Here is a 23,286-nt window from a genome sequence, read left to right on the forward strand (position 1 = left end):
CGCCGGCAGCAGCAGCGCGTCCAGCCGCCGCACCGCCTCCGCGGCCCCCTCCACCGGCGGCAGCAGCACCGGGACCGCCCCCGCGCCCGCGACCGAATCCACGTAGGCCTGGGGCAGGAGCGACGCGGGCATGTCCCACGCCTGGCCCCAGCGTGCGTTCTCGGCATAGGAGGAGATCCCGACGATCGGTCGCCGCACTGCTCTTCCTCTCGTGAAATCCGCGCGTCCGCGGCGGGGTTACAGGGGGGTGACGTAGGCCCCGGAGATGCCACCGTCCACCAGGAAGTTCGACGCCGTGATGAACGAGGCGTCGTCGCTGGCGAGGAAGGCCACCGCGGCGGCGATCTCCGCCACCTCGGCGAACCGCCCCATCGGCACGTGCACCAGCCGGCGCGCGGCGTGCTCGGGGTCCTTGGCGAACAGCTCCTGGAGCAGCGGTGTGTTCACGGGGCCGGGGGAGAGCGCGTTGACCCGGATCCCCTCCCGGGCGAACTGCACACCCAGTTCCCTGCTCAGCGAGAGCACCCCGCCCTTGCTGGCGGTGTAGGAGACCTGGGAGGTGGCGGCGCCCATGGTGGCCACGAACGACGCGGTGTTGACGATGGACCCCCGCCCTGTTCCCGCATGTAGGGCAGGACGTGCCTGCAGCACAGGTACACGGAGGTCAGGTTGACCTCCTGCACGCGCCTCCAGGCGTCGAGACCGGTCTCCAGGATGGAGTCGTCCTCGGGGGGAGAGATCCCGGCGTTGTTGAACGCGACGTCGATCCTGCCATACACGGCCTTGACCTCGGCGTAGACCCGCTCTACGGCGGCCTCGTCGGTGACGTCCGCCGCGACGAACAGCCCGCCGCTCTCCTTGGCGACCCGCTCCCCGGCGGCCTGGTCCAGATCCACTGCCACGACGGATGCGCCCTCCTCGGCCAGCCGCAGCGCCGTGGCCCTGCCGATTCCGCTGCCCGCGCCGGTGATGACGGCGACGCGCCCCTCGAACCGCTGCATGGTCCTCCTGTCGTTGCTCACTCGTCGGAGACGAACACCGTTTTGGTGTCGCTGAACGCGTCCAGGGCGTCCGGGCCGAGCTCGCGCCCGAGCCCCGACTGCCGGAAACCGCCGAACGGGGTCCAGTACCGGACCGCCGAATGGGAGTTCACCGACAGGTTCCCGGCGGTCACGGCGCGCGCCACCCTCAGGGCGCGGCCGACGTCGCGCGTCCACAGCGACCCCGCCAGCCCGAGCTCGGTGTCGTTGGCGATGCGCACCGCCTCGGCCTCGTCCTCGAACGGCACCACCGTCACTACCGGCCCGAAGATCTCCTCGGTGAACGTGCGGTCCCGCGTGCTGACGGGTGCCAGTACGGTCGGCGGGAACCAGAAGCCGGCGCCTTCGGGCGCGCTCCCGCGGAACGCGACGGGGGCCCCGCCGGGCACGTAGGAGGCCACCCTGTCGCGGTGGCCGGCGGAGATCAGCGGCCCCATCTCGGTCCCGCTCTCCCGGGGATCACCCACGGCCACGCCCTGCACCGCCGGTTCCAGCAGTTCCATGAACCGGTCGAAGACCGAGCGCTGCACCAGCAGGCGCGACCGCGCGCAGCAGTCCTGCCCGGCGTTGTCGAACACTCCGTACGGGGCGTCGGCGGCCGCGCGCTCCAGGTCGGCGTCGGCGAAGACGATGTTGGCGCTCTTGCCTCCCAGCTCCAGCGTGACCCGTTTGACCCCCTCGGCGCAGCCGGCCATGACGCGCTTGCCGACGGCCGATGAGCCGTGAACGCGATCTTGGCGACGTCGGGATGGTGCACCAGCCGTTCCCCCACCACCCGGCCGGCGCCGGGCAGCACCTGCAGCACGCCTTCGGGCAGCCCCGCCTCCCGGGCCAGCTCACCGATACGCAGAGCGGTGAGCGGGGTCAGCTCCGCGGGCTTGACGATGACCGTGTTTCCGGCGGCCAGGGCGGGCGCGACGCCCCAGGAGAAGATCGGCATCGGGAAGTTCCAGGGCACGATGACGCCGGCCACACCGAGCGGCTCGGCGAAGGTGACGCTCCAGCCGCCGGCCACCGGGATCTGGCGGCCGGAGTGGCGTTCCGGGGCGGCCGCGAAGTACTCGAACACGTCGCGCACCTGCTCCGCCTCGCCGCGGGCCTGGCTGATCGGGTGGCCGGCCTCGCGGACTTCCAGTTCGGCGAGTTCCTCGATCCGGCCGTCGACGGCGTCGGCGACCGCGCGCAGCATCCGGGCGCGCTCGCCCGGCGGGACCGCGCGCCAGGCCGGGTAGGCGGCCCCGGCCCGCGCCACGGCGGCATCGGTCTCCTCGGCCGAGGCCAGGGGGACCGACGCCACGGCCTCCTCTGTGGCCGGGTTGATCACGTCGTGCTTGGTCATGGGCTCCCCGTATCGTCCGGTGGGTCGTCGCTCCCCAGGGGTCCGGCCGGTCACAGCCGCTCGAAGCCGCGGAACAGCTCCCAGTCGGTCACCGTCTCCTCGAACGCCGCGAGTTCCACACGCGCGTAGTTGGCGTAGTGCGCCACCACCTCGTCACCGAAGGCGTGCCGCGCCAGCTCGCTCTTCTCCCACAGCTCCAGGGCCTCCCGCATGGTGGTGGGGACCGTGGGCGTGCCGCCGCCGGAGGCGTAGGCGTTGCCCTGGCAGGCCTCGGGCAGCGGGAGTTCCCGGTCGATACCGTCGAGCCCGGCCGCGGTCAGGGCCGCCACGGCGAGGTAGGGGTTGACGTCGCCTCCGGGGACCCGGTTCTCCACCCGCAGGGAGGGGCCGTGCCCGACCAGCCGCAGGGCGCAGGTGCGGTTGTCGACTCCCCAGGCCACAGCGGTGGGCGCGAAACTGCCCGGGACGTAGCGTTTGTAGGAGTTGATGTTCGGCGCCAGGAACAGCGTGAGCTCCCGGAGCGCCGCCACCTGGCCGGCGAGGAAGTGCTCACCGGTCTTGGACAGCCCCGGGCCCTCGGCCAGGACCGGGCTCCCATCGGCGCCCCGGAGCGAGATGTGGATGTGGCAGGAGTTGCCCTCGCGGTCGTTGGGCTTGGCCATGAACGTGATGCTCATGCCCTCCTGGGCGGCGATCTCCTTCGCGGCGTTCTTGTACACGCCGTGGTTGTCGCAGGTGGTCACGGCCTCGGCGAAGCGGAAGGTGATCTCGTGCTGGCCGAAGTTGCACTCGCCCTTCGCCGACTCGACGTGCAGGCCGGCGCCGGCCATCTCGTTGCGCACGCGGCGCAGCAGGGGCTCCACGCGCGCGCCGCCGAGCACCGAGTAGTCCACGTTGTACTGGTTGGCCGGGGTGAGACCGCGGTAGCCGCGGTTCCACGCGTCCTCGTAGGAATCGCGGAAGATCAGGAACTCCAGCTCGGTGCCTGCCATCGCCTGCCACCCGCGCTGTGCGAGCCGGTCGGTCTGGGCCTTGAGGATCTGCCGCGGTGAAGGGACCACGGGAGTGCCGTCGTGCCAGGCGAGGTCCGCGATGACCATGGCCGCGCCCTCCTGCCACGGGGTGCGGCGCAGCGTGGCCAGGTCGGGGACGAGGTGGAAGTCGCCGTAGCCGGTCTCCCAGGAGGACATCGCGTACCCGTCCACGGTGTTCATGTCCACGTCGACCGCGAGCAGGTAGTTGCAGCCCTCGGCGCCGTGCCGCACCACATCGTCGAGGAAGAAGCGGGCGGAGAACCGCTTGCCCTGCAGGCGCCCCTGCATGTCGGTGAACGCCACCAGCACGGTGTCGATCGCGCCGCTGTCGACATCGGATCGGAGGTCTTCCAGCTCCAGGGGAGGGGTGTTGTTCGCGCTCACCGGAGGCTCCTCAACTCTTAAGGTTCAAAACCAGACCTTTATCGGTATGCAAGCAGCGCGACGAGCGCCTGTCAATGTCCCGGCCCGGGGCCGCCTGCGTCGCGCCTTCGCGAAATGCCTGCGTAACAAGGGGTGATGTGCGAGAAAGCGGGGGCGCCGGTCTTGACATCGACGCCAGGGAGACGCACCATCAACCGTCAAGCGCGAAAGGACTGACCTTATACCTTTCGGTCGGTTGAGCCCATCCCGAGGGGAACGCCCATGACGGAGCCAGCAGGCGGGCACATCCACACCCAGACCGCCGACTACACCGAACTCGGCGACGACTATCTGCGCAAACGACAACTGAGAAGGGGCGCGGCCGGCTGGGTACTGCTCGCCGGGCTCGGTGTCTCCTACGTGATCTCCGGAGACTTCGCCGGCTGGAACTTCGGTCTCGCCGAAGGGGGATGGGGCGGTCTGCTCATCGCCACTCTCCTCATGGGCGTGATGTATTTGTTCATGGTGTTCGGCCTGGCGAGATGGCCTCGGCGCTGCCCGCGGCCGGGGCCGGGTACGGGTTCACCCGCCGGGCCATGGGCCCGCTCGCGGGGTTCGCCACCGGAACGGCGGTGCTCATCGAGTACGCCATCGCGCCCGCCGCCATCGCGGTCTTCATCGGCGGCTACGTCGAGGCCCTCGGACTGTTCGGCGTCGCCAACGCCTGGCCCGTCTACCTGGTTTGTTACCTGGTCTTCATCGGCATCCACCTGTGGGGGGTCGGCGAGGCGCTGCGCGTCATGTTCGTCATCACCGGCGTGGCGATGGTGGCCCTGCTCGCCTTCGTCCTCGGCATGATCCCCCAGTTCGAGGTGTCCAACCTCTTCGACATCGAGCCCACCGGCGCCGCCGGCGCCAGCGCCTTCCTGCCCTTCGGCTACGCGGGCGTGCTCGGCGCCTTCGTCTTCGGGATCTGGTTCTTCCTGGCCATCGAAGGCGTGCCGCTGGCCGCCGAGGAGGCGCGCGACCCCAAGCGCGACATGCCGCGGGGGATCATCGCCGGGATGACCGTGCTGCTCGTCACCGCGGCCTGCATGCTGGTGCTGGCCCCCGGAGGCGCCGGCGCCTCCACCCTGGCCGACTCGGAGAACCCGCTGCCCGAGGCGCTGCGCGCCGCATACGGCGGCAACACCGCCCTCGCCGACTTCGTCAACTACGTGGGGCTGGCGGGCCTGATCGCCAGCTTCTTCTCGATCATCTACGCCTACTCCCGGCAGCTGTTCGCGCTCTCGCGGGCCGGTTACCTGCCGCGCTGGCTGTCGGTGACGGGTCGGCGCAAGACCCCGTACATGGCGCTCATCGTGCCGGGCAGCATCGGCTTCCTGCTCGCCGCGACCGTGGCCGACGGAGACCAGCTCATCAACATCGCCGTGTTCGGCGCCACCGTCTCCTACGCGCTGATGATGATCGCGCACATCGTGCTGCGGCGCCGCGAGCCGGGGCTGGTCCGCCCCTACCGCACCCCCGGTGGCATCTTCACGACCGGCGTCGCCTGGTGCTCGCCCTGGCCGCGGTGGTCGCGACGTTCTTCGTGGACATGGTCGGGGCGGCCATCACCGCCGGGATCTTCCTGACTTTCCTCGGCTACTTCTGGTTCTACTCCCGCCACAGGCTCGTCGCCAACGCCCCGGAAGAGGAGTGGGCCCTGCTGGACAAGGCCGAGGCCGAACTGAAGTGAACCTCCGGCCGCCGCCGGCGGGACAGGCGTTCCCTCCGGCGGCGGGCCGGGTCGGCTGGCTAGAGTGGGAGCGACGGGCGGTGACTCTCGAACGGAGGAACAGACGTGCCGGAGCTGCAGGCCGGGCCGGGCGGCGAGCTCGGCGAGCCGGCCGCCGGCGCCGTCTTCCGGCCCGTCCGAGCGGGCAACGCGTTCGAGGAGACCGTCGAACGGCTGCTGTCGGCGATCAAGCTGGGCGTAGTGGGGTACGGGGAGCGGTTCCCGCCGGAGCGCGAGCTCGCCGCCCGGCTCGGGGTCAGCCGGATCACGCTGCGCGAGGCCATACGCGCCCTCCAGGAGTCCGGTTATGTCCAGCCGCGCCGCGGGCGGGCCGGCGGTACCTTCGTCACCTACGTTCCGCCCCGCCCCAGCAAGGACGAGGCGCTTCGGCTGCTGCGCGAAATGGAGGGCGGCCTTGAGGACCTGCTGGCCTTCCGGGAGGCCCTGGAGATCGGGGCCGCCGTCCAGTTGGCCGCGCGCGGTCTGACCTCCGAACAGGAGGCCGTTCTGCTCGCCCGGCTCGCCGAGGTGGACGCGGCCGGCCTGGACGACTACCGACGCTGCGACACGGTCTTCCACCTCACCCTCGCCGAGCTGACCGGGTCGACCTCCCTGACCACCACGCTGACCGAAGCCCGGATGCGGGTGAACGACCTGCTCAACGCCATGCCGTTGCTGGCGAAGAACCTGCAGCACAGCAGTGTCCAGCATGGGGCCATCGTCGCCGCCGTCCGGGACCGCGACCCCGACGCCGCCCGCGCCGCGGTCGCCGAACACCTGGAGGGGACCGCGGCGCTGCTCCGCGGCTTTCTGGGGTAGCGTCCCGGACGGCGGCAGGGGCCCGCGGAACCGGGCGCGCGCCCGCCGCGCTTTCACGCGCTCAAGGAGCGTTCCCCGGGCCTTTCCCGACCCGTTCCGTCCCGCCGCCGGAACCGGTCGAGGGCGAACGGCCGCAGGACCTCGCTCTCCGTCCCGCGGACGACGAGGGGGGCCAGAGCGGACGCCGTCCCCGGCGCGAGTGTCAGGCCCAGCATTCCGTGTCCCGTCGCGGCGAAGACTCCGGGTGCGCCGGGAACCCGGCCGATCAGGGGCATGCTGTCGGGGGTAGCGGGACGCATCCCGGCTCGCTCCGCGTGGACATGGCTCGGATCCCACCGCTTCAGATAGGGGGCCGCGGCCCGCAGGAGCCGGCCGGCGGAGCGGCGGGAGGTGTGGTCGCCGGGCCCTCCGAGCTCGAACCGGCCGGCGATGCGCACGCCGTCGTTGAACGGCGCGATCGCGATGTTGGGCTCCATGAGCTTGAGCGCGTGCCGCGGAGGGGAACTCATCCCCTCCGCGGTCACGGTGTGCCCCGTACCCGACAGCAGGGGAACGGGCACGCCGAGCTGGTCGAGGAGGCGGGTCGACCACACCCCGGCCGCGATGACGACCCGGTCGGCGGTAACGGCATACTGGCTGGTCACCACGTTCCATCGTCCGTCGTCGGCCCGTTCGACTCCCTGGACCGCGGTGCCCTCGTAGCGCAGTGCCCCCGCTGAGCCCACCATGTCGATGAGCGCGGACCTCAGGGTCTCGGGCTGAAGGTGCGCCTCCGCGCGGGCGTGTACGGCTCCGAGGACGTTCGGCGCCAGCGCGGGCTCCCGCCGCACCAGGGCCTCCTGGTCCAGGATCTCGAAGTCGCCGCTGTACCCCTCGGCTCTGGCCTCCTCCAGCAACGCGACGGCCTCGCTGAGGCCCCTGGGCTCCCGGGCGGTGAGCAGCACCCCCGTGTGGTGCATCTCCATTCCCTCCTCGGCCGCCGAGAGCTTGCGGAACGCGTCGACACTGTCGTTGGCCAGCGACAGGACCGCGCGCAGCCCGGCCCGGTGGCGCTGGTCCGTGCCGCTGCGGGCGAACTCCCACAGCCAGCGCGCCAGCCGGGCGGGCGGGGCCGGCCGGATCCCGAACGCGCACCTGCGGTCGACGATCTGGCGCGCGAGCTTTCCGGCCACCCCCGGTCCGGACAACGGGGCCGACAGCGATGGGACGACCCATCCGGCGCTCACCGGGGTGGCGGTTCCCGGCCGCGGACCGTCGTCGATGACCGTGACTCCCACCCCCTCACCGAGGAGTTCGAGCGCGCAGTAGAGGCCGATGACTCCACCACCGATGACCACGACGTTCATGAAGCTCCCTCAGGGGTTGCGGGAATCAGGGTGTGCGGAAGTTTTCGGGCCGGTCCTCAGGGGGTGGGGAGATCTCTTGGACCGGCCCTTAGGGGGTGCGGGAGTGTTCGAGGCGGTCATTCCGCCGGGTTCGACCCTTCTGAGGCCGCGTCCCCGACGGTGTGGCGCACGACCTCGTCGACGTAGAACCGGAATCCCAGGAACCCGACGTAGACGGTGGTCACGATGCAGACGAGCGGGACGGCATAGAGCAGGATCGCGTAGATGGTCACGACTTCTCCTCAGCGGGGGCCAGGTAGGGACGGTCGGGCAGCGGGGGCGTGTGGTTGCGGGTGGCGTAGGCCACGGCGGTGAACACGGCGAGGTTCACCAGCACGCCGAAGACCAGGCCGTCCCACTCCGCGAGCGAGCCCGGCTTGGCGCCGGCCGGGATGACCCAGTCCCACAGGTAGGTGACCAGGCCGCCGGAGATGATGGCCGACCAGGCCGCGGGCGCGGAGCGAACACGCAGCAGCAGCGCGGCCAGCAGCGGGATCACGATCGTGGGCGCCCAGAAGCTGTAGCTGTGCAGCAGGGCGTCGACGATGCCGGGAACGGAGACCGCGAAGAGGATCGCGCCGGCCCCCACCACGAGGGTGAGCACCCGCTCCAGTGCCAGGCGGCTCCGGTCGCTGACCCCCGGGTGGATGAAGGGTTTGTAGACGTCCTTGACGAAGACGATCGCGCAGGAGTTGAGGTAGGAGCTGGCGGTGGACATGACCACGGCCAGCAGCGCGGCGATGGCCAACCCGGTCAGCCCGACCGGCAGCAGCTCCATCACCACGGTGGGAATCGCCTGGTCGCCGGCGATGCGGTCGGGGAACAGCGCCAGGCAGACCAGCCCGATGGTGGCGGTGACGAAGTAGAACAGCAGGGAGAACGCGCCGGTGAGCATCATGCCCTTGCGGGCGTTGCGGCCATCGGGGGTGGAGAACACCCGCTGGGCGTAGGGCGGGACCAGTGTCTCCCCGAGCAGGAACGCCAGGAAGAGCCCGATGAACACCGGGGCGCTGAACTGGCCGATGAGGCTGGTCTGGCCCTCGGGCATCGCCGCGAAGAGCCCTTCGGCCCCGCCGAGCTGGAACAGGCCGATGAGCAGTGTGACCGGCAGCAGCAGGCCCAAAAAGACGAACTGCAGCATGTCGGTCTGGATGACCGCCCAGGCGCCGCCGAACGTGGAGTAGAGCACCACGATGCCCATGCCGATGAGGATGGCCGGCACCATGGCCATGCCGATCGTCAGGTTGATGACCACCCCGACGGCCAGGGCCTGGGCCCCGAGGATGCCGGTGCACACCAGCAGTGAGAGCACGCCGGTGATCAGCCGCGACCCGCGGCCGTAGTGGGCCTCCATGATGTCGCCCACGGTGTGGGCGTGGACGTAGCGCTTCAGGTGGGGCGCCACGAAGGTGCCCACCAGAAACGCCGAGAGCGCGAAGGCGGAGAACGCGAAGAAGTAGACATAGCCCTGATCGGCGGTGTTGCTCGCGTTGCCCATGGAAGCGCCCCCGCCCAGGAAGGAGGCGGCGAGGCTGCCGAAGAGCACCGGCCAGACGATGCGGTTGCCCGCGACTGCGTAGTCGTGTGAGCTCGTGACCAGGCGCACCGTCTGCACACCGATCACGATGAGGGCCGCGAAATACAGAGCGAGCATGGCCCAGTCGATGACTGTCATGGGGGACTCCTCCTGGCTGGATGTCACCCCAACGCTAGACAGCCCTGTGATGGAGGTCACTGTATGAGTGATACTTATAGCGGTCGCATTCTCGGCGCTCGATCGTACGGTTCGTACAGCATTCCGGAGGGGGCGCATGCTGCTGACACACTCGCTGGCGCAGGAGATCGCCCGCGACACCAGCGCCGTCATCGGCTATAACGTGCTCATCACCGACGACAAGGGCATCGTTCTCGGCAGTGGGGACGCCAGCCGCGTCGACAGCCTGCATGAGGCGTCGCTGGACGTACTGCACACCCTCCGCGAGGCCACCCACGCTTCGGCCCAGGCTCAGGACCTGCGGGGAGTGCGCGCCGGGATCACCCTCCCACTCGTGCTGGGGGGCAAGGCGGTGGGCACCGTCGGGATCACCGGCTCGCCCCACCACGTGCGCCGGTTCGGGCAGGTCGTGCGCCGCCAGATCGAGATCCTGCTGCAGGAGTCCGCCACCCAGTACTCCCAGATGCTCCGCGAGCGCGCCGTGGAGGATCTCGTCCGGGACATCGCGTCCTTCGAACGGGACCGGGTCGACCCTGAGGCCGTCGAGGTCCGCGCGCGCGATCTCGGATACTCCCCCACGCTGCGCCGCGTCGCCATCCTCATCGACGTCCCGGAGCCCGCGGGCGCGCGGCAGCGCCGCGCGCTGGGCGCCGACACCCTGCGCCCCGAGATCCTCCGCACGATCCGCGAGGCGTTCAGCGGAGGGCAGGACATCGTCGCGGCCACCGCCTCGGGCCGGTTCGCGGTCCTGCGGCACTGGACGGACCGGGACGCGGCTCCGGACACGGACGGCGCCGTGCGGCGGGTGTGCCTGCGGGTGCTCGACACCATAGCCGCGCGCCACGGGCACACCACCCGTGCCGGCATCGGCGGCCTCGCGACGACGGTGGCCGGCCTGCACGACGCCTACCAGGACGCGCTCGACGCGCTGCGCCTGGGACGGCGCGCGCAACCCGGCGAACGTGTCCACCGCATCACCGATCTGCGCATCCACCAGGCCCTCGCGGCCATGGGCCACCACCCGCGGGAACGTCTTCTCAGGTGCGTACCGCCGACGCTGAGCGGCCACCGCGACTGGCCTCTCTACCGCGAGACGATCCTCGCGTGGTGCGAGAACGGCTTCAACCTCATCCGGACCGCCGCCGCTCTGGGAGTCCACCGCAACACCGTGGTGCACCGCCTTGAGCGGATCGAGAACCTGTACGGCGGTTCCATCCGCGACCACCCCACCTCGCTGACCCTCTACCTGGCCTGCGTGGCGGACGGGTTGGAGAGCGGCGCTGGCGCCCCCTCCGGGCTCGGGGCCGGATCCGGGGGCTGAACAACGGCCGCGTCCGCGGTATCCGGAACGGCCGGTGGGAGCGGCCGCCGGACCCTTTCCCCGGCCGCGCGGCGCCGACCGGCTCGCGCGGGATCCCGCCCACTACGGGCTGCGCGCCTCGCTGCTCTGGGGCTGACCGCCGAACAGACCGCAAGCTAGCCTGTGACCAGGGGGGTTTCGAAATGATCGACCGTTCTACCGCAACCGAACGCATCATCGCCGCCAAGGCGGAGTCCGGCCTGAGCTTCGAGGAGATCGCCAAGGCGGTCGGGGCGCACGAGGTGTGGGTGGCCTCCGCACTGCTGGGCCAGAACACCATGACCAGGGAGCAGGCGGTGCGGGCCGGCGAGGTACTCGCCCTCGACGCCGAGACGGTCGCGGCGCTGCAGGTGGACGCCAGCCGGGGGTCCCTCGGCGCGGCGGTCCCGACCGACCCGCTCATCTACCGGTTCTACGAGATCGTGCAGGTCTACGGCACCACGCTCAAGGCGGTCATCGAGGAGAGGTTCGGCACCGGGATCATGTCCGCGATCGACTTCACGATGGACGTCTCCCGCCGTGAGGATCCCAAGGGCGACCGGGTCGTGGTCACCCTGGACGGCAAGTTCCTGCCCTACCGCACGTGGTAGCCGGCGCCCCTGGCGCCGCCGAGCAGGGAGGACGTCCTCGCTCCCGCCGGGCGGCGCCACGGGCGGCGCGGGGGCCTCCGCGCTCCGCTGCCGCGCGGAGGAGCGGCGGACGTCACAGGGTGAGATCGCGGTCCCCGTTCCGCTGAGCCGGGGACACGGAGGGCCCTCCCGGGTCGGTCTGCTCCAGGTGACTCTGTATGTCCAGGCCGCGGGCGGTTTCCAGCAGCGCCCGCGCGAGGACCGGTTCCGGCTCCCGGTCGTAGACGACGAGCCCGACCTGCTGGCTTATCTCCGGCTCGACCAGCGGTATCGCGCGCATGCCGTCGGGAACGCCGGAGAGGTACAGCCAGGCGTGCGACATGACAGCCGACCATGCGCCGTCCCGGACATGGGAGCAGAGCGCGGTCACCGAGTTGGTCTCCACCGTTGGTGTGGGCTCGCACCCGGCCTTCCGGAACGCCTCGTTGAGGATGCGGCGGTTCTGCATGTCGGGGGAGAGCAGGCACAGTGGTATTTGGGCGGCCTCGAACCACGTCAGGGAATCGCGGTCGGCGAATCTTCCCTCCGCCGAGGTGAGCAGAAGGTAGCGTTCCTCGTAGAGGGGGATCTTCCGCACGTTCGCCAAAGGCTCGTTGTCGATGTAGGTCGCTCCCACGTCGATCTCGAATCCGGAGAGGCTCCGCTGGATTTCGACCGACGACATCGACGTTATCGACAGCCACACGAGCGGATACCGCAGAGAAAAGGGAGTCGTCAGCAGGGATATGGAGCTGAGCGTCGTCGGTATCGCCCCTATGCGCAGGCAGCCGCTGAGTCCTTCGCGCATTGTGTTGACGTTGTCGACCAGGGCGTCCCGCTCGGCGAGGACCCGTTGGGCCCAGCTTACGATCCGCTCACCCTCCGGGGTGAACCCCATGAACCGATTGCCGCGTTTGACGATGGGCACCTGGAACTCGGTTTCGAGTTTCCTGATCGCTGCGGAGAGCGCGGGCTGCGATACAAAACACGCTTTGGCCGCACGGGCGAAATGACACTCTCTGGCCAGCGCTGTGAGGTATTCCAGCTGGCTTAGCAACATGTTGTGATATTACTCGTTCCCGTTTTCCGGTCGCGGGAGGCGTCCCTGCCGCGAGGCGCGGACGTGGACACGTGGCGCCGCGGCGGGCCGGTCAGGCGGCACCCGCACTCCCGCGGGGCCGGCGATCGCCCCCCCTGCCGCCGGGGCGTGCGTTCTCGCCATTTCGGGACCGGTTATCCGGAGAACAGCGCGGCGGCCTGAATAGCGGTCTGGAGAACGCCGTAGCCGAGAGCGCCGACAACGAGCACCCAGAGCAGGCCGGCGCACAGGACCGACAACGTGTGGGACCGGTCGTTGGACATCTGCTCTCCTGGTTGTGCCGTGGAACGGGGCCCGCACCCCGGGGCGGCCGGGCAGCCGTCCCGGGCGCCCGCTCAGCTCGGGGACCTCTCGGCGGGGACGGAACGTTCGCCGCGCGGCTGCGGCGGAGCCTGGCCGCCGAGCGGCCGGATCAGCATGTTGGCGCAGAACCCGATCGCCATCACCCCGACCATGACGTACAGCGACAGTACGTACAGTTCGGCGCCGGTACGGCCGAGAGCCAGCTGGAAGTCCGCGATGACGTTGATGATCAACGGGCCGGCGATGCCCGCGCAGGACCAGGCGGTGAGGAGCCGGCCATGGATGGCGCCGACGTTGTAGGAGCCGAAGAGGTCCTTCAGGTAGGCGGGTACCGTCGCGAAGCCGCCGCCGTAGAAGGAGAGGATGACCCCGGTGACGGCGACGAACAGCACCACCGAGCTGGTGCCCGAGGTCGCGATGAGCAGGTAGAGCAGCCCTCCGACACCGAGGTAGCCGATGTAGGTGCGCTTGCGGCCGATGACGTCGGAGGTGGACGACCAGATGAACCGCCCGATCATGTTGCACAGCGAGAGGAACCCGACGTATCCCGCCGCCTCAGCGGGGCCCACCGTGCCGAAGAAGTCCTGCACCATGGGGGAGGCCTGTTCGAGAAGGCCGATACCGGCGGTGACGTTGCAGAACAGCACGATCCACAGCAGCCAGAACTGCCGGGCGCGAAAGGCGCTCTCCACGCTGACCCCATCGGTACCGTCCGTCCGGCCGGCGGTCGCCTGCTCGGGCCGCCCGTTGGCCGGCGCCCACCTTCGGGGGGAACCCGGACCGCCACCGCCCCCAGCATCATGGCCGCGAAGTAGACGGCGCCCAAGGTGAGAAACGCCGGGACGATCGCGTCCGCGGGGGTGGGGGCATAGAGGTCGAGAAGCATGGTGGACAGTGGGGACGCGATGAGCGCGCCGCCGCCGAACCCCATGATCGCCATCCCGGTCGCCATCCCCGGGCGGTCCGGGAACCATTTGATCAGTGTGGAGACCGGGGAGATATAGCCGATCCCCAGCCCGATACCGCCCAGGAACCCGTATCCGAGGTAGAGCAGCCACAGCTGCCCCGTGGCCACGCCGAGCGCGCCGACCAGGAAGCCGCCCGTCCAGAACACCCCGGAAACGAACATGGCCTTCCGCGGCCCGTTCTGCTCCACCCACTTTCCGCCGAAGGCGGCGGAGAGCCCGAGCATGACGATGGAGATGCTGAAAACGATCCCTATCGCGGTCAGCGAGCTGTCGAATCTCTCGACCAGCGGGTTCTTGAACACGCTGAACGCATAGACCTGTCCAATCGACAGGTGCACCGCCAACGCCGCTGGGGGGATTAACCACCGGCTGAACCCTGGTGGCGCTACGCTGCGTTCACGGTCAAGAAATGACAACATTCGCCATCCTTCACGCATTTCGGTCATTGGTGCCACCACCGCGCCCCGATTGTGAGGCGGTATGTATCAAGAATTCGGCCGGGCCCCCCGGATCGCACCCTGTTCGATTGAGAGGGCTCGGCGGCGCCGCGGGGCGTGGCTGGAGCGCGGGCGGCCGGCGGGGCCCGGTTGCGCTGAGGACCGTCGTGATCGAAAACCCCTCGTGTTGATTCCACGGACACGCTGTGAACAGCGCGGCCAGGGACCATGGTCGGACGCCGCGTGATAAATATCAAATATAATTTTCCTAAGTTGCGATAAACACTGTTTATCGCAAGTAATTTCGTCACTGCGGGTAGCGTCCACAAGGAGCCGCGCGGACGGAATGGTGCGCGTTTCGAATTGCGCGGTGCGGGTCCGCGCGACGAGCCGTTCCCGGTGGCGGTCGGCCGCGCGCCGCGCCCACCCGCCCCGGGCCGGTGCGTCCTCAGTGATCGGGCAGGCGGGACGGGTCGAGCCCGCGGAGGCGTTCGGGGTCGACCAGCACGTCGATGGCCGCGATCCGGCCCTGGGTGACGGTGAAGCCCATGATCGACAGTGGCCGTCCATGCGCGGCGACGATGCCTCCGGCGGCGCCGTTGACCAGCACCGGCCGGGTGAACGGGGACAGCCTGGCGAAGGTGAGCGCCTGCTCGGCCACGGACTGCGCCCCGCGGAGGACGGTCGTTTGGCGAGCACGCGCGAGGCCGCCGTCGGCGCGCAGTACGACGTCCGGGGCGAGCACGGTGACGAGCGCGCTGAAGTCCCCGATGCGGGCGGCGGTGAAGAACGCGTCGACGACCTCACGCTGGCGTGCGAGGTCGGGATCGGGGGCCGGAGCCCCCTGGTGGACCCGGCGGCGTGCGCGGCTGGCGAGCTGCCTGGCCGCGGCCGGGGACCGCTCGACCATTGGGGCGATCTCGTCGAACGGCACGGCGAACATGTCGTGTAGCACGAACGCGAGCCGCTCGGTCGGAGTCAGCGTCTCGAGCACCACCAGCAGCGCCAGTCCGACCGAGTCGGCCAGCAGCGCCTCGTGCTCGGGGTCGAGTCCGGACTCGGGGCTGACGATCGGGTCGGGCACGTGCACGTCCAGTGGTTCCTCCCGCCGCGACCGGCAGGAGCGCAGCATGTTCAGGCACACCCGCCCCACGACCGTGGTCAGCCATCCGTCGAGGTTCTGCACGCCACTGGTGTCGGTACGGTGCAGCCGCAGCCAGGCCTCCTGCACAGCGTCCTCGGCCTCGCTGACCGAGCCGAGCATCCGGTAGGCCACCGCGCGCAGGCGGGGACGGTGCCGCTCGAACTGCCGGGTCGACGATGCGCGCTCACTCGCCTCGCCCATCGGTCACATTCCTTCCCTGCCGGGGGTCATAGCAGTAGACGCGCGGAAGCCGGCCGACGTGACCAGCGGCGTTCGGCTCCCGGAAGTCCACAAGCCGTGGAGGAACCATGACAGCACCGATTCTAGTGACCGGCGGCACCGGGACGCTCGGGCGCCGCATCGTGCCGCGCCTGCACCAGGCCGGCGTCGACGTGCGGGTTCTCAGCCGGCGCGGTCACGGCACCGCCGACGGCGTCGAGTCCGCCACCGGTGATCTGGCCACCGGCGAGGGAATCGAGGCCGCAGTGGAGGGAGTGGAGACCGTTGTGCACTGCGCGGGCAGCGCCAAGGGCGACGAGGACAAGACCCGCACCCTGGTGCGGGCGGCATCCCGGGCAGGGGTGCGGCACCTGGTGTACATCTCGGTCGTCGGCGCCGACCGGATCCCCGTCGCCAGCGGCCTGGACCGCGCGATGTTCGGCTACTTCGCCGCCAAGCGGGCCGCTGAGCAGGTCGTGGCCGACTCGGGCCTGCCGTGGACCACACTGCGCGCCACCCAGTTCCACGACCTGATGCTGACCGTGGCCCAGCAACTCGCGAAGCTGCCGGTGATCCCGGTCCCGGCGGGGTTCCGGTTCCAGCCCGTCGACACCGACGAGGTGGCCGGGCGCCTGGTCGAAGCCGCGCTCGACCGACCGGCTGGCCTGCTGCCCGACCTCGGCGGCCCCCGCGTTTACAGCACTCCCGACCTGCTCCGCGGTTACCTGCAGGCCCGCCGTCGACACCGGCTGATCACGCCGGTCCGGTTGCCGGGCGGGGCCGCCCGCGCGGTCCGCGCCGGTGCCAACCTCACTCCCGACCACGCCGCCGGCCACCGCACCTGGGAGCGGTTCCTGGCGGAACAGGTCCCGGCGGAACAGGGCACCGGCCGCGACTAGGAGGTACCGGGCTGATCGTTTCGGCGGGGCGTCGAGAGCGCGTCCCGCCGGAACCGCGCACCGCGACCGGCCGCGCCGCGGACACCGCTTCAGCGGCACCGGCACGAGGGCGGGGCCGCGCATCCGGCGGGCGCGGGCCCTCGGTTAGCCGAACCGCGGTGTCGCGTCGTAGGCTCTTCGCGACAGATGTCCGGCATGTGGCGTGTAAGGAACGCTTGAGGATGGCTGCCCGGAAGAAATCAGGTGGTTCCCGTCCGAGACGCGGGGGAGGCAAGACCCACATCCCGCGCACCCCTACCCGGGACCCGGGACCGACCGGGAATGTCGGATGCTATGTCCTCGCTTTCTCCATGCTCGGCATCGTCCTCCTCATCGTGCTGCTGGAAGTGCTCGGCTAGCCAGGAGCGCTGCCGGCGGCGTGTGTCGTGGCGGGCGTCGCCGTCCTGGCCCCGTGCGGGAACGGGCGACGATCGGGGCCGGAGAGGAGCCGGCCACCGGGAGGCGTGATCGACCCGTGCGAGCGCCGGTACGCTGTTCCGGGCGTGGGCCGAGTGCCGCGACTCACCCGGGGCCCACACCCGGCCGACCGTTCAGGTGGTATCCCACCGAGCGGCCGGGACCTGCCTTTCCCGTGCCGTACGGGACCGGTTCCGAGCCGCCCCGGGGACGGCCGCTAGTAGATGTTCGAGGGCCGGACCATCCCCTCGGCGAGATCGCCGAACTGGGGCGCCACGATCGCCCCCGGATTCTGCACGATCTCCTCGACCAGCAGGGTTTCCGTGGTGAGCAGCAACGCGGCTATCGATGCCGCGCTCTGTAGAGCGGAACGGGTCACCTTCAGCGGGTCGATGATGCCAAGGCGGAACATGTCGCCGTATTCTTCGCTGAAAGTGTCGAAGCCCTGGCCCTCCGGCAGCCTCTTGACACGCTCGACGATGGCGTCGCCGTTGTGGCCGGCGTTGATCGCGATCCAGCGCAGCGGTTCTCCGAGCGCTCGCCGGACGATTTCGGCGCCGATTTCGGCGTCCCCGGTGACATCGAGTCGGCTCAGCACGTGCTCGGCCTGCGTCAGGGCCGTCCCCCCGCCCGCTACGACGCCCTCCTCGATCGCGGCGCGGGTGGCCGACAGGGAGTCCTCTACCCTGTGCTGCTTTTCCCGCAGCTCGACCTCGGTGGCGGCGCCCACGTGAATCACCGCGACGCTTCCGGACAGCCGTGCGATCCTGGTCTGCAGGCTGTCCTGGTCGTGCTCGTTCTCGGCGCGCTCAAGCTCGCGCTTGACCTGCTCGATGCGTGCGGTCACCAGCGCATCGGCCCCGGCACCGCCGACAAGCGTCGTGCTGCTCTCGGTAATCGTGATCTTGTCGCAGCTACCGAGGTGGTCGAGCTGCACGGAATCGACGCTCTGTCCGGCGTCTCCGGCGATGACCTGTCCGCCGGTGAACACCGCGAGATCCTCCAGTTCGGCGATCCGCCGGTGCCCGAAGCCGGGCGCACGCACGACGACCGACCTGAACGTGTCGTGGACGTTGTTGGCGACCAGCATCCCCAGGGCGGGGCCGCTCACGTTCTCAGCGATGACCACCAGCGGCCGTCCACTGCGGGTGACCTGCTCCAACACGGGCATCAGGGTCTGGATTCTGGAGATCTTCTCGTTGGTCAGCAGAATGTAGGGGTTCTCGAAGACCGTTTCCATGCGGTCCTTGTCCGCCGCCATGTACGGCGAGACGTAGCCGTTGCCGAACTCCACGCCGTCGGCGAAACTCACCTCAAGGCCGAACGCCGGCGACTCCTCTACGGTGACCACACCGCCAAGGCCGACACGTCCCATCGCCTTCGCGATCGTCTCCCCGATCTCCGGGTCGTTGTTGGCCGCCAGGCTCGCGACGTGGGCGAGGTCGGCCTGGTCCGAGATATCGCGGGCACGGTTGACGAGCACCTCGATCACCGCGTTGACGGCGCGCTGTATTCCTATCTTGAGCTGCATCGGGTTGGCGCCCTCATCGACGGCGCGCAACCCCTCCCGCACGATCGCCTGCGCCAGCACGGTGGCCGTGGTCGTCCCATCCCCCGCGACACCGTTGGTCTTCATCGCCACCTCTTTGACCAACTGCGCGCCCATGTTGGAGAACGGGTCGCGCAACTGGATCTCCTTGGCGATGGTCACGCCGTCGTTGGTGATGGTCGGTGCGCCGGTCAGCTTCTCGATCACGGCGTTGCGGCCTTTCGGGCCAAGTGTCACCTTCACCGCGTCGGCGAGAGCGTTCACGCCCGCCTCGAGGAGCTGGCGTGCCTCGGCATCGAAGCGCAATTCCTTGGCCATGACTCGACTACCCTTCTCGCTTGGATTGAGTGGAACGAGGTTTCGCGGGTCTGGGTGCGCCCGCCGGCTTGCGCGAGGGGCGGCGGCTCATGGCACGAGAATCGCCCTGCCTTTGACCTGACCGTTGTCGAGGTCCTCCAGCGCCTTGCCGAAGTCGGTCAGCGGGTAGGTGCGCGTGTGCAACGAGACCTTCCCCCGTGCCGCCAGGGTCATCAGCTCCTCAAGGTCGTTGTAGGAGCCCACGAGGTTGCCGACAAAGTTGATCTCGGTCGAGATGATGTCGATCGTCGGGATGGCCAGGGTCCCGCCGTAGCCGACGACGTAGTAGTCGCCCGTCCTGCGCAGCATGGCGATGCCGTCCTCGATGGCGCCCCCTTCACCGACGAAGTCGACGACCGCCTCGGCCCCGTGGCCGTCTGTCAGGTCGAGGACCGCTTCGACCTGGGTGCCATCGGCGTTGACCAGGTGCTCCGCCCCTGCCAGTTCGGCGAGCCCGAGCGCCTCCCACGAGCGGTCGACAACGATCACCTCAGCCGGCGTCATCGCCTTCAGCGCTTGGACGCCGATGTGGCCGAGCCCTCCCGAACCGATCACCACCACCGTGTCCCCCGGGCGCAGTGCGGCAACGGCCTTCCTCGCGGCGTGGTAGGCCGTGAGGCCGGCGTCCGCGAGGGCCGCCACAGCGGCGGGTTCGAGCGAGTCGCCGAGCTTGACGACGGCACGGGCGTTCGTCCGGAGGAACTCGGCGTAGCCGCCGTCGGTGTTGATTCCGGGGAACGTCGAGTTCTCGCAGTGGACGTCGTCCCCGCCGCGGCAGGGCCGGCACAGGCCGCAGGTCACGAGTGGGTGCAGGATCACGGGGTCGCCGACCTCGACGTTGCTGACCGCCGAACCAACGGCGTGCACCCAGCCCGCGTTCTCGTGTCCCAGCGTGTACGGCAGGGACACCCCGGTCTTCTGCGCCCACTGCCCCTCGATGATGTGCAGGTCGGTCCGGCAGACACCGGCACCACCGATCCTGACGACGACATCCAGAGGTGCGGCGGCCTCGGGCTCTGCCACGTCCGCGATCTCGGGCGTTCGATCGTAGTTGCTGAGCTGTACGGCTTTCATCCCTCTCCCTCCTGTGCGATCCGCTGGTACCGCGTTTGCAGCAGTCCCCGGCAGACGCCCGCATTGCCGTCGATGCTGACCCGGACCGCTTTGGCGAAGCGCAGCCGTTTCGCCACCTGGTCGGACGGAACCCGATCACCGCTGTCCTCGACGAACAGGGGCGCGTCGAGCTCCGTGCGCAACCCGAGCTCGGACCGCCTGCGCAGCAGGCTGTCGCGCTCCTGCGACGCGGGGAGGTCGCCGATCCGGCCGTCGGCCAGTGCGTCGATTTCCCACCCGTCGTCGATGAGCCGCCTGCATGCCCGTTCAAGGCAGGCCAGGTGTGCCTTGCGCCGGAAGGCCGCCCGGAGGTCGGACAACTCGCCGGTGGCCTGCTCGGGGAAGGAGCCACCGAAGCCGGCTTCCGCGGCGACTCCCGCGTTGATCTCATCCGCCGCGAAATGGTCCTCCAGCTCGACCCGCACCGAGGAGACTCCCCGCACGGCACTGGCGGCGTCGTGCGCGTCGGCCACCATCAGGTAGGCGAAGTTCGGGGCGCAGAAGTACGTCGGTAGTCGCAGCCGGAGGCGCACCCGCCGTCCGCCCGCACTGTCCGCGGTGACGTCCAGCCCTTCCACGAACCCGAGTTCGGTGATCGGCTGGTCGAGTTCCGGGTCGACAACGGTGTCCAGCGCCTCCCAGACCCGGACCGTCAGCGTGTCCTCGACGGCGGAGCTCATGCCGGCACCCTCGGCGCGGAGACGAGCCCGCCCCCGGCCCGCTCACTCTCCGGAAGCTGCGCCGCGACCTCGGCCGGAACCTCGATGTCGTAGAGCCTGGCCGCGTTGATCCCGAGGATCCTCCGCTTGGTGTCGGCGGTGAGGACGCCGTACTCGCCCTGCATGTCCCCGGGGATCTGGAAGTCGACGAACCGCTCGACGAGCCACTTGGGGTGCCAGATCGCGTAGTCGCTGGCGAAGGTGATCCGGTTCTCGTCCAGCCAGTACAGCAGTTCGCCGATGACCTGGGCGAAATAGCGCGGGCGGGAGTGGATGAACGGCATGACGACCGCCAGCCCGCCGTAGACGTTGGGTTCCTGCGTGGCGATCCAGCAGAAGTCCTCCAGCCGCGGCAGCCCCACGTGTTCGATGATGAAGTTCAGGTTCGGGAAAGCGGTGGCGACGTCATCGACGTCGGCGACGTCGAAGGCGTCCCGGTTGAGCGGGTAGATCGTCGGGCCCTTGTGGATGTGGATGTTGCTGATACCAAGCTGCTCGCACTTCTCCAGGTAGCGGTAGGCCCAGGGATCGGTGAGCTTCCACCCCTTGGACTCGCCCCTCCACTCCGCGGTGTAGAGCTTGACGCCATGCAGCCGCCAGCGTTCGGTGAGCGCTTCGAGCCGGGCCAGGCCGGCTTCGCCCTCACGCGGGTCGAACGCGCCGTTGACGATGAATTTGCCGGGGTGCCGTTCGGCGACCGCGCCGTCCTGCTCCGTGGTGTTGAACCCGTTGACGTAGAAGTCGGCGAGGTAGGTCGGCTGGAAGATGGCCTTGTCGACATAACCGTCATGGAACAGGTCGTTCACCAGGGTCTCTTCGGAGTACTTCTCGAACTTCTCCTTCGGCCAGTGGTACTCCTCCGGACTGAGGTTGCGGTGGTAGTCGAAGAAGCACTCGATGAAGCCCTTGCCGTACCGGTTCGCCTGGTTAGCGGGACTGCCGTCCCAGAAGTGCACGTGGCTGTCCACAACAAAGTAGTTCTCGCCGTCTTTTCGGTACATGTCTCTCCTTGAGGTTCGAGGAAGGGCGCGAAAGGCGCGGGCGGGGCAGCGGGCACTGGCCGCCGCAGTGCGCGCCGCCCCGGTGCGCCCTCCCGTTCCTCCCGTCCGGCCCGCTCGGCTACCGGACCGGTTCGAGGTCGAAGTCGATGTATTCGGCCGCGTCTTCGGGGTTGGCGAACAGCACCGTTTCGTCGTCCAGGTGCACCATGCGTCCGTAGTGGGTCGACATGATCTCCTCGAACTCCGGCTGGGAGAATTCGAACCCGATGGCCTCGGAGATCTCGTCCCAGTTGAAGATGATCTTCCGTTCCCCGTCGACGCGGATCATGGACGGGTACTCAGCCACCGCCACGCCCGGCTTGTCCCGCATGATCTCGGCCACCACGTGCCCGTTCTGGTTGTTCATCAGCGTCACACCGCACATGTTCGATGCCGTGGGGTTGACGTCGTACTGCTTGCTGTCCGTCATGCGGGGAGTCCTTTCGGGTCGGAGAGGCCGAGATCGGCCAGCAAGGAGCGGAAGCCCTCGACAGCGGCTCCCCAGGACTCGGTGAAGGTGACGGCCTTGTCCTGGGGTTTCGACCAGATCGGCTGGAGCTCGTGGGCGGCCCGCACGCTTAGCGGGACCCATGTGTCCAGCCATTCCTGCATCTGGGCCCTGTTGTGCTCGGAGTGTTGGTCGTCACGCGTCAGCGTGCTGAACAGGGCGCGGGTGTAGCGGATGTCCCTGTCGTAGTCGTGCTCACCCGCCCCGACGAGTGTCGGCGTGACGTAGTCGCCGTTGCGCGCCGAGATCTGCATGACCAGATGGCTGCGGAACAGCACTCCGACCAGCGGTTCGAAGATGACGTTCGCGGCGAAGAGAGACTCGGCCCAGTCGCCGATCGCGGTGAGCCGCTCGACGTTCTCCCGCACGCCCTGCCAGACGGGGTCGGTGTGCCAGGTCTCGCGATGGGCCGTTCCGTCGAAGTCGATGTCCGATTCGCTCAGGTCGAGGTTGTACAGCGCGAGATCCTGGGCGAAGCGGAGCTTGTGCGCGGTGTTCACCGCGATCGCGTTGTTGATCATGTTGGTGGGCGCTGAGCGCTGTTCGGAGCAGAACACGTGCATGCCAAGGCCGTGTTCGGCGTGCATCCAGGCGCCCAGGTGGCACTCGACGAACCTGATCCAACTGGTGGACCAGTTCCGGTAGGCACCGGCCTTTCTCGCGTTCTCCAGGTTCAGCTGGATCTGCCGTACAACGTTGGAGTTGTTCCGGTAGATCGTCTGTTCCCACTCCTCGTTGGGGTCGAGGAACCGGTGCCAGTCGGACGATTTCAGCCCGGTCCATTCCTTGGGGTAGCCCCCGGGCCCGTTCGCGAACCCGTAGATCCACCCCTGGGACAGGTGCCGTTCCGGGTCCGGCTGTACATCGACCGTGACGTCCTCGTACATCGTCGCCCGGCGCTTTTTCGGTGTGAAGTAGTTGTAGCTCCGGCTCTTCGAACTCGGGAATTCGAGCAGCCCGGCCTCCGCCCCGGTGAATTCCGGTTTCGGGAAGCTCTGCTCGGATTTTTCGGCAGTGGCCATGGAGCACACCTCTC

At 69.3% G+C, this 23,286-nt stretch carries 22 protein-coding genes and 3 pseudogenes; 7 read left to right on the top strand and 18 right to left on the bottom strand.

Annotation, left to right across the window (positions count from 1 at the left end; translation table 11 throughout):
* From VS93_RS09545 to VS93_RS09560, 4 genes and pseudogenes are all read right to left on the bottom strand, one after another.
* On the bottom strand, positions 1-198 hold a 198-nt coding region (locus tag VS93_RS09545; protein WP_046469619.1), incomplete at its 3' end, for a gamma-glutamyl-gamma-aminobutyrate hydrolase family protein.
* Between the two features lie 39 nt (positions 199-237).
* A pseudogene (locus VS93_RS09550) lies at positions 238-1,001 on the bottom strand (3-oxoacyl-ACP reductase).
* A 17-nt stretch (positions 1,002-1,018) separates the two neighbouring features.
* Positions 1,019-2,379 (bottom strand): annotated as a pseudogene (locus VS93_RS09555) (aldehyde dehydrogenase family protein).
* A 50-nt stretch (positions 2,380-2,429) separates the two neighbouring features.
* Complete coding sequence (locus VS93_RS09560; RefSeq protein WP_046469620.1) at positions 2,430-3,797, bottom strand: glutamine synthetase family protein; 1,368 nt, start codon at positions 3,795-3,797, stop codon at positions 2,430-2,432.
* 521 nt (positions 3,798-4,318) lie between these two features.
* On the opposite strand from VS93_RS09560, the gene eat reads away from it, so the two are divergent.
* The 3 genes from eat (at position 4,319) to VS93_RS09570 (ending at position 6,372) form a co-directional block, all read left to right on the top strand.
* The gene (eat, locus tag VS93_RS09565; RefSeq protein WP_236700440.1) at positions 4,319-5,410 is read left to right on the top strand and encodes an ethanolamine permease; all 1,092 of its coding nucleotides are present in this window, start codon (positions 4,319-4,321) and stop codon (positions 5,408-5,410) included.
* Positions 5,374-5,514 (top strand): hypothetical protein, encoded by a 141-nt coding sequence (locus VS93_RS31330; protein WP_236700441.1) that lies wholly within the window; start codon positions 5,374-5,376, stop codon positions 5,512-5,514. The genes eat and VS93_RS31330 overlap by 37 nt, the downstream gene beginning before the upstream one ends.
* 105 nt (positions 5,515-5,619) lie before the next feature.
* On the top strand, positions 5,620-6,372 hold the full coding sequence (locus tag VS93_RS09570; protein WP_236700442.1) for a FadR/GntR family transcriptional regulator: 753 nt from the start codon (positions 5,620-5,622) through the stop codon (positions 6,370-6,372).
* A 53-nt stretch (positions 6,373-6,425) separates the two neighbouring features.
* Here VS93_RS09570 and VS93_RS09575 read toward each other — a convergent pair whose 3' ends face one another.
* The 3 genes from VS93_RS09575 to VS93_RS09580 all read right to left on the bottom strand — a co-directional run bounded on the left by VS93_RS09575 (position 6,426) and on the right by VS93_RS09580 (position 9,432).
* A complete protein-coding gene (locus VS93_RS09575) occupies positions 6,426-7,718 on the bottom strand; it encodes an NAD(P)/FAD-dependent oxidoreductase (protein WP_046469621.1) in 1,293 nt (430 codons plus the stop codon).
* A 116-nt stretch (positions 7,719-7,834) separates the two neighbouring features.
* Positions 7,835-7,990 (bottom strand): hypothetical protein, encoded by a 156-nt coding sequence (locus tag VS93_RS28990; RefSeq protein ID WP_156184748.1) that lies wholly within the window; start codon positions 7,988-7,990, stop codon positions 7,835-7,837.
* Positions 7,987-9,432 (bottom strand): sodium:solute symporter family protein, encoded by a 1,446-nt coding sequence (locus tag VS93_RS09580; protein WP_046469622.1) that lies wholly within the window; start codon positions 9,430-9,432, stop codon positions 7,987-7,989. The genes VS93_RS28990 and VS93_RS09580 overlap by 4 nt, the downstream gene beginning before the upstream one ends.
* Before the next feature lie 136 nt (positions 9,433-9,568).
* Here VS93_RS09580 and VS93_RS09585 point away from each other — a divergent pair, with 136 nt between their 5' ends.
* Positions 9,569-10,792: a CdaR family transcriptional regulator gene (locus VS93_RS09585; protein ID WP_046469623.1), complete on the top strand. Its 1,224-nt coding sequence runs from the start codon at positions 9,569-9,571 to the stop codon at positions 10,790-10,792.
* Positions 10,793-10,974: 182 nt separating this feature from the next.
* Entirely contained in the window at positions 10,975-11,421 is a 447-nt protein-coding gene (gene cynS, locus VS93_RS09590) for a cyanase (RefSeq protein ID WP_046469624.1), read from the top strand.
* 112 nt (positions 11,422-11,533) lie between these two features.
* Here cynS and VS93_RS09595 read toward each other — a convergent pair whose 3' ends face one another.
* The 5 genes and pseudogenes from VS93_RS09595 to sigJ form a co-directional block, all read right to left on the bottom strand.
* Entirely contained in the window at positions 11,534-12,499 is a 966-nt protein-coding gene (locus VS93_RS09595) for a LysR family transcriptional regulator (RefSeq protein WP_046469625.1), read from the bottom strand.
* A 173-nt stretch (positions 12,500-12,672) separates the two neighbouring features.
* Positions 12,673-12,801 carry a hypothetical protein gene (locus VS93_RS32460; protein WP_269082820.1) on the bottom strand — a complete coding sequence of 43 codons (129 nt, stop codon included), beginning with the start codon at positions 12,799-12,801 and terminating at the stop codon, positions 12,673-12,675.
* 72 nt (positions 12,802-12,873) lie between these two features.
* Complete coding sequence (locus VS93_RS32905; RefSeq protein WP_338022711.1) at positions 12,874-13,533, bottom strand: MFS transporter; 660 nt, start codon at positions 13,531-13,533, stop codon at positions 12,874-12,876.
* A gap of 41 nt (positions 13,534-13,574) precedes the next feature.
* A pseudogene (locus VS93_RS32910) lies at positions 13,575-14,255 on the bottom strand (MFS transporter); the annotation flags it as partial.
* 439 nt (positions 14,256-14,694) lie between these two features.
* A complete protein-coding gene (sigJ, locus tag VS93_RS09605; RefSeq protein ID WP_046469626.1) occupies positions 14,695-15,591 on the bottom strand; it encodes an RNA polymerase sigma factor SigJ in 897 nt (298 codons plus the stop codon).
* 107 nt (positions 15,592-15,698) lie between these two features.
* On the opposite strand from sigJ, the gene VS93_RS09610 reads away from it, so the two are divergent.
* Both VS93_RS09610 and VS93_RS30045 read left to right on the top strand, forming a co-directional pair.
* Positions 15,699-16,508, top strand: coding sequence for an SDR family oxidoreductase (locus VS93_RS09610; protein ID WP_046469627.1), 810 nt, complete (start codon positions 15,699-15,701; stop codon positions 16,506-16,508).
* Positions 16,509-16,729: 221 nt separating this feature from the next.
* The gene (locus VS93_RS30045; protein WP_173434286.1) at positions 16,730-16,906 is read left to right on the top strand and encodes a hypothetical protein; all 177 of its coding nucleotides are present in this window, start codon (positions 16,730-16,732) and stop codon (positions 16,904-16,906) included.
* A gap of 275 nt (positions 16,907-17,181) precedes the next feature.
* On the opposite strand, the gene groL is transcribed toward VS93_RS30045, so the two are convergent.
* From groL to VS93_RS09640, 6 genes are all read right to left on the bottom strand, one after another.
* On the bottom strand, positions 17,182-18,831 hold the full coding sequence (gene groL, locus VS93_RS09615) for a chaperonin GroEL (RefSeq protein WP_046469628.1): 1,650 nt from the start codon (positions 18,829-18,831) through the stop codon (positions 17,182-17,184).
* An 87-nt stretch (positions 18,832-18,918) separates the two neighbouring features.
* A complete protein-coding gene (locus VS93_RS09620) occupies positions 18,919-19,944 on the bottom strand; it encodes an NAD(P)-dependent alcohol dehydrogenase (protein WP_046469629.1) in 1,026 nt (341 codons plus the stop codon).
* Positions 19,941-20,663: an iron-sulfur cluster assembly protein gene (locus VS93_RS09625; protein ID WP_046469630.1), complete on the bottom strand. Its 723-nt coding sequence runs from the start codon at positions 20,661-20,663 to the stop codon at positions 19,941-19,943. The genes VS93_RS09620 and VS93_RS09625 overlap by 4 nt, the downstream gene beginning before the upstream one ends.
* Complete coding sequence (locus tag VS93_RS09630) at positions 20,660-21,703, bottom strand: amidohydrolase family protein (protein WP_046469631.1); 1,044 nt, start codon at positions 21,701-21,703, stop codon at positions 20,660-20,662. Before VS93_RS09630 ends, VS93_RS09625 begins: the two co-directional genes overlap by 4 nt.
* A gap of 118 nt (positions 21,704-21,821) precedes the next feature.
* Positions 21,822-22,172, bottom strand: a complete 351-nt coding sequence (mimD, locus tag VS93_RS09635; protein ID WP_046469632.1) for a propane 2-monooxygenase effector subunit MimD — start codon at positions 22,170-22,172, stop codon at positions 21,822-21,824.
* On the bottom strand, positions 22,169-23,272 hold the full coding sequence (locus VS93_RS09640) for an aromatic/alkene monooxygenase hydroxylase subunit beta (RefSeq protein ID WP_046469633.1): 1,104 nt from the start codon (positions 23,270-23,272) through the stop codon (positions 22,169-22,171). Before VS93_RS09640 ends, mimD begins: the two co-directional genes overlap by 4 nt.
* Positions 23,273-23,286: the final 14 nt, after the last annotated feature.

The sequence above is a fragment of the Allosalinactinospora lopnorensis genome (genome assembly GCF_000981225.1).
Classification (GTDB): Bacteria; Actinomycetota; Actinomycetes; order Streptosporangiales; family Streptosporangiaceae; genus Allosalinactinospora; species Allosalinactinospora lopnorensis.

Excerpts from the sequence above, each read along its gene's own strand:
- eat (WP_236700440.1), top strand. The coding sequence starts at position 4,319 with ATGGCCTCGGCGCTGCCCGCGGCCGGGGCCGGGTACGGGTTCACCCGC.
- VS93_RS31330 (WP_236700441.1), top strand. The coding sequence starts at position 5,374 with ATGGTCGGGGCGGCCATCACCGCCGGGATCTTCCTGACTTTCCTCGGC.
- VS93_RS09575 (WP_046469621.1), bottom strand. The coding sequence starts at position 7,718 with ATGAACGTCGTGGTCATCGGTGGTGGAGTCATCGGCCTCTACTGCGCG.
- VS93_RS09580 (WP_046469622.1), bottom strand. The coding sequence starts at position 9,432 with ATGACAGTCATCGACTGGGCCATGCTCGCTCTGTATTTCGCGGCCCTC.
- VS93_RS09585 (WP_046469623.1), top strand. The coding sequence starts at position 9,569 with ATGCTGCTGACACACTCGCTGGCGCAGGAGATCGCCCGCGACACCAGC.
- cynS (WP_046469624.1), top strand. The coding sequence starts at position 10,975 with ATGATCGACCGTTCTACCGCAACCGAACGCATCATCGCCGCCAAGGCG.
- VS93_RS09595 (WP_046469625.1), bottom strand. The coding sequence starts at position 12,499 with ATGTTGCTAAGCCAGCTGGAATACCTCACAGCGCTGGCCAGAGAGTGT.
- VS93_RS32460 (WP_269082820.1), bottom strand. The coding sequence starts at position 12,801 with ATGTCCAACGACCGGTCCCACACGTTGTCGGTCCTGTGCGCCGGCCTG.
- sigJ (WP_046469626.1), bottom strand. The coding sequence starts at position 15,591 with ATGGGCGAGGCGAGTGAGCGCGCATCGTCGACCCGGCAGTTCGAGCGG.
- VS93_RS09610 (WP_046469627.1), top strand. The coding sequence starts at position 15,699 with ATGACAGCACCGATTCTAGTGACCGGCGGCACCGGGACGCTCGGGCGC.
- VS93_RS30045 (WP_173434286.1), top strand. The coding sequence starts at position 16,730 with ATGGCTGCCCGGAAGAAATCAGGTGGTTCCCGTCCGAGACGCGGGGGA.
- groL (WP_046469628.1), bottom strand. The coding sequence starts at position 18,831 with ATGGCCAAGGAATTGCGCTTCGATGCCGAGGCACGCCAGCTCCTCGAG.
- VS93_RS09620 (WP_046469629.1), bottom strand. The coding sequence starts at position 19,944 with ATGAAAGCCGTACAGCTCAGCAACTACGATCGAACGCCCGAGATCGCG.
- VS93_RS09625 (WP_046469630.1), bottom strand. The coding sequence starts at position 20,663 with ATGAGCTCCGCCGTCGAGGACACGCTGACGGTCCGGGTCTGGGAGGCG.
- VS93_RS09630 (WP_046469631.1), bottom strand. The coding sequence starts at position 21,703 with ATGTACCGAAAAGACGGCGAGAACTACTTTGTTGTGGACAGCCACGTG.
- mimD (WP_046469632.1), bottom strand. The coding sequence starts at position 22,172 with ATGACGGACAGCAAGCAGTACGACGTCAACCCCACGGCATCGAACATG.
- VS93_RS09640 (WP_046469633.1), bottom strand. The coding sequence starts at position 23,272 with ATGGCCACTGCCGAAAAATCCGAGCAGAGCTTCCCGAAACCGGAATTC.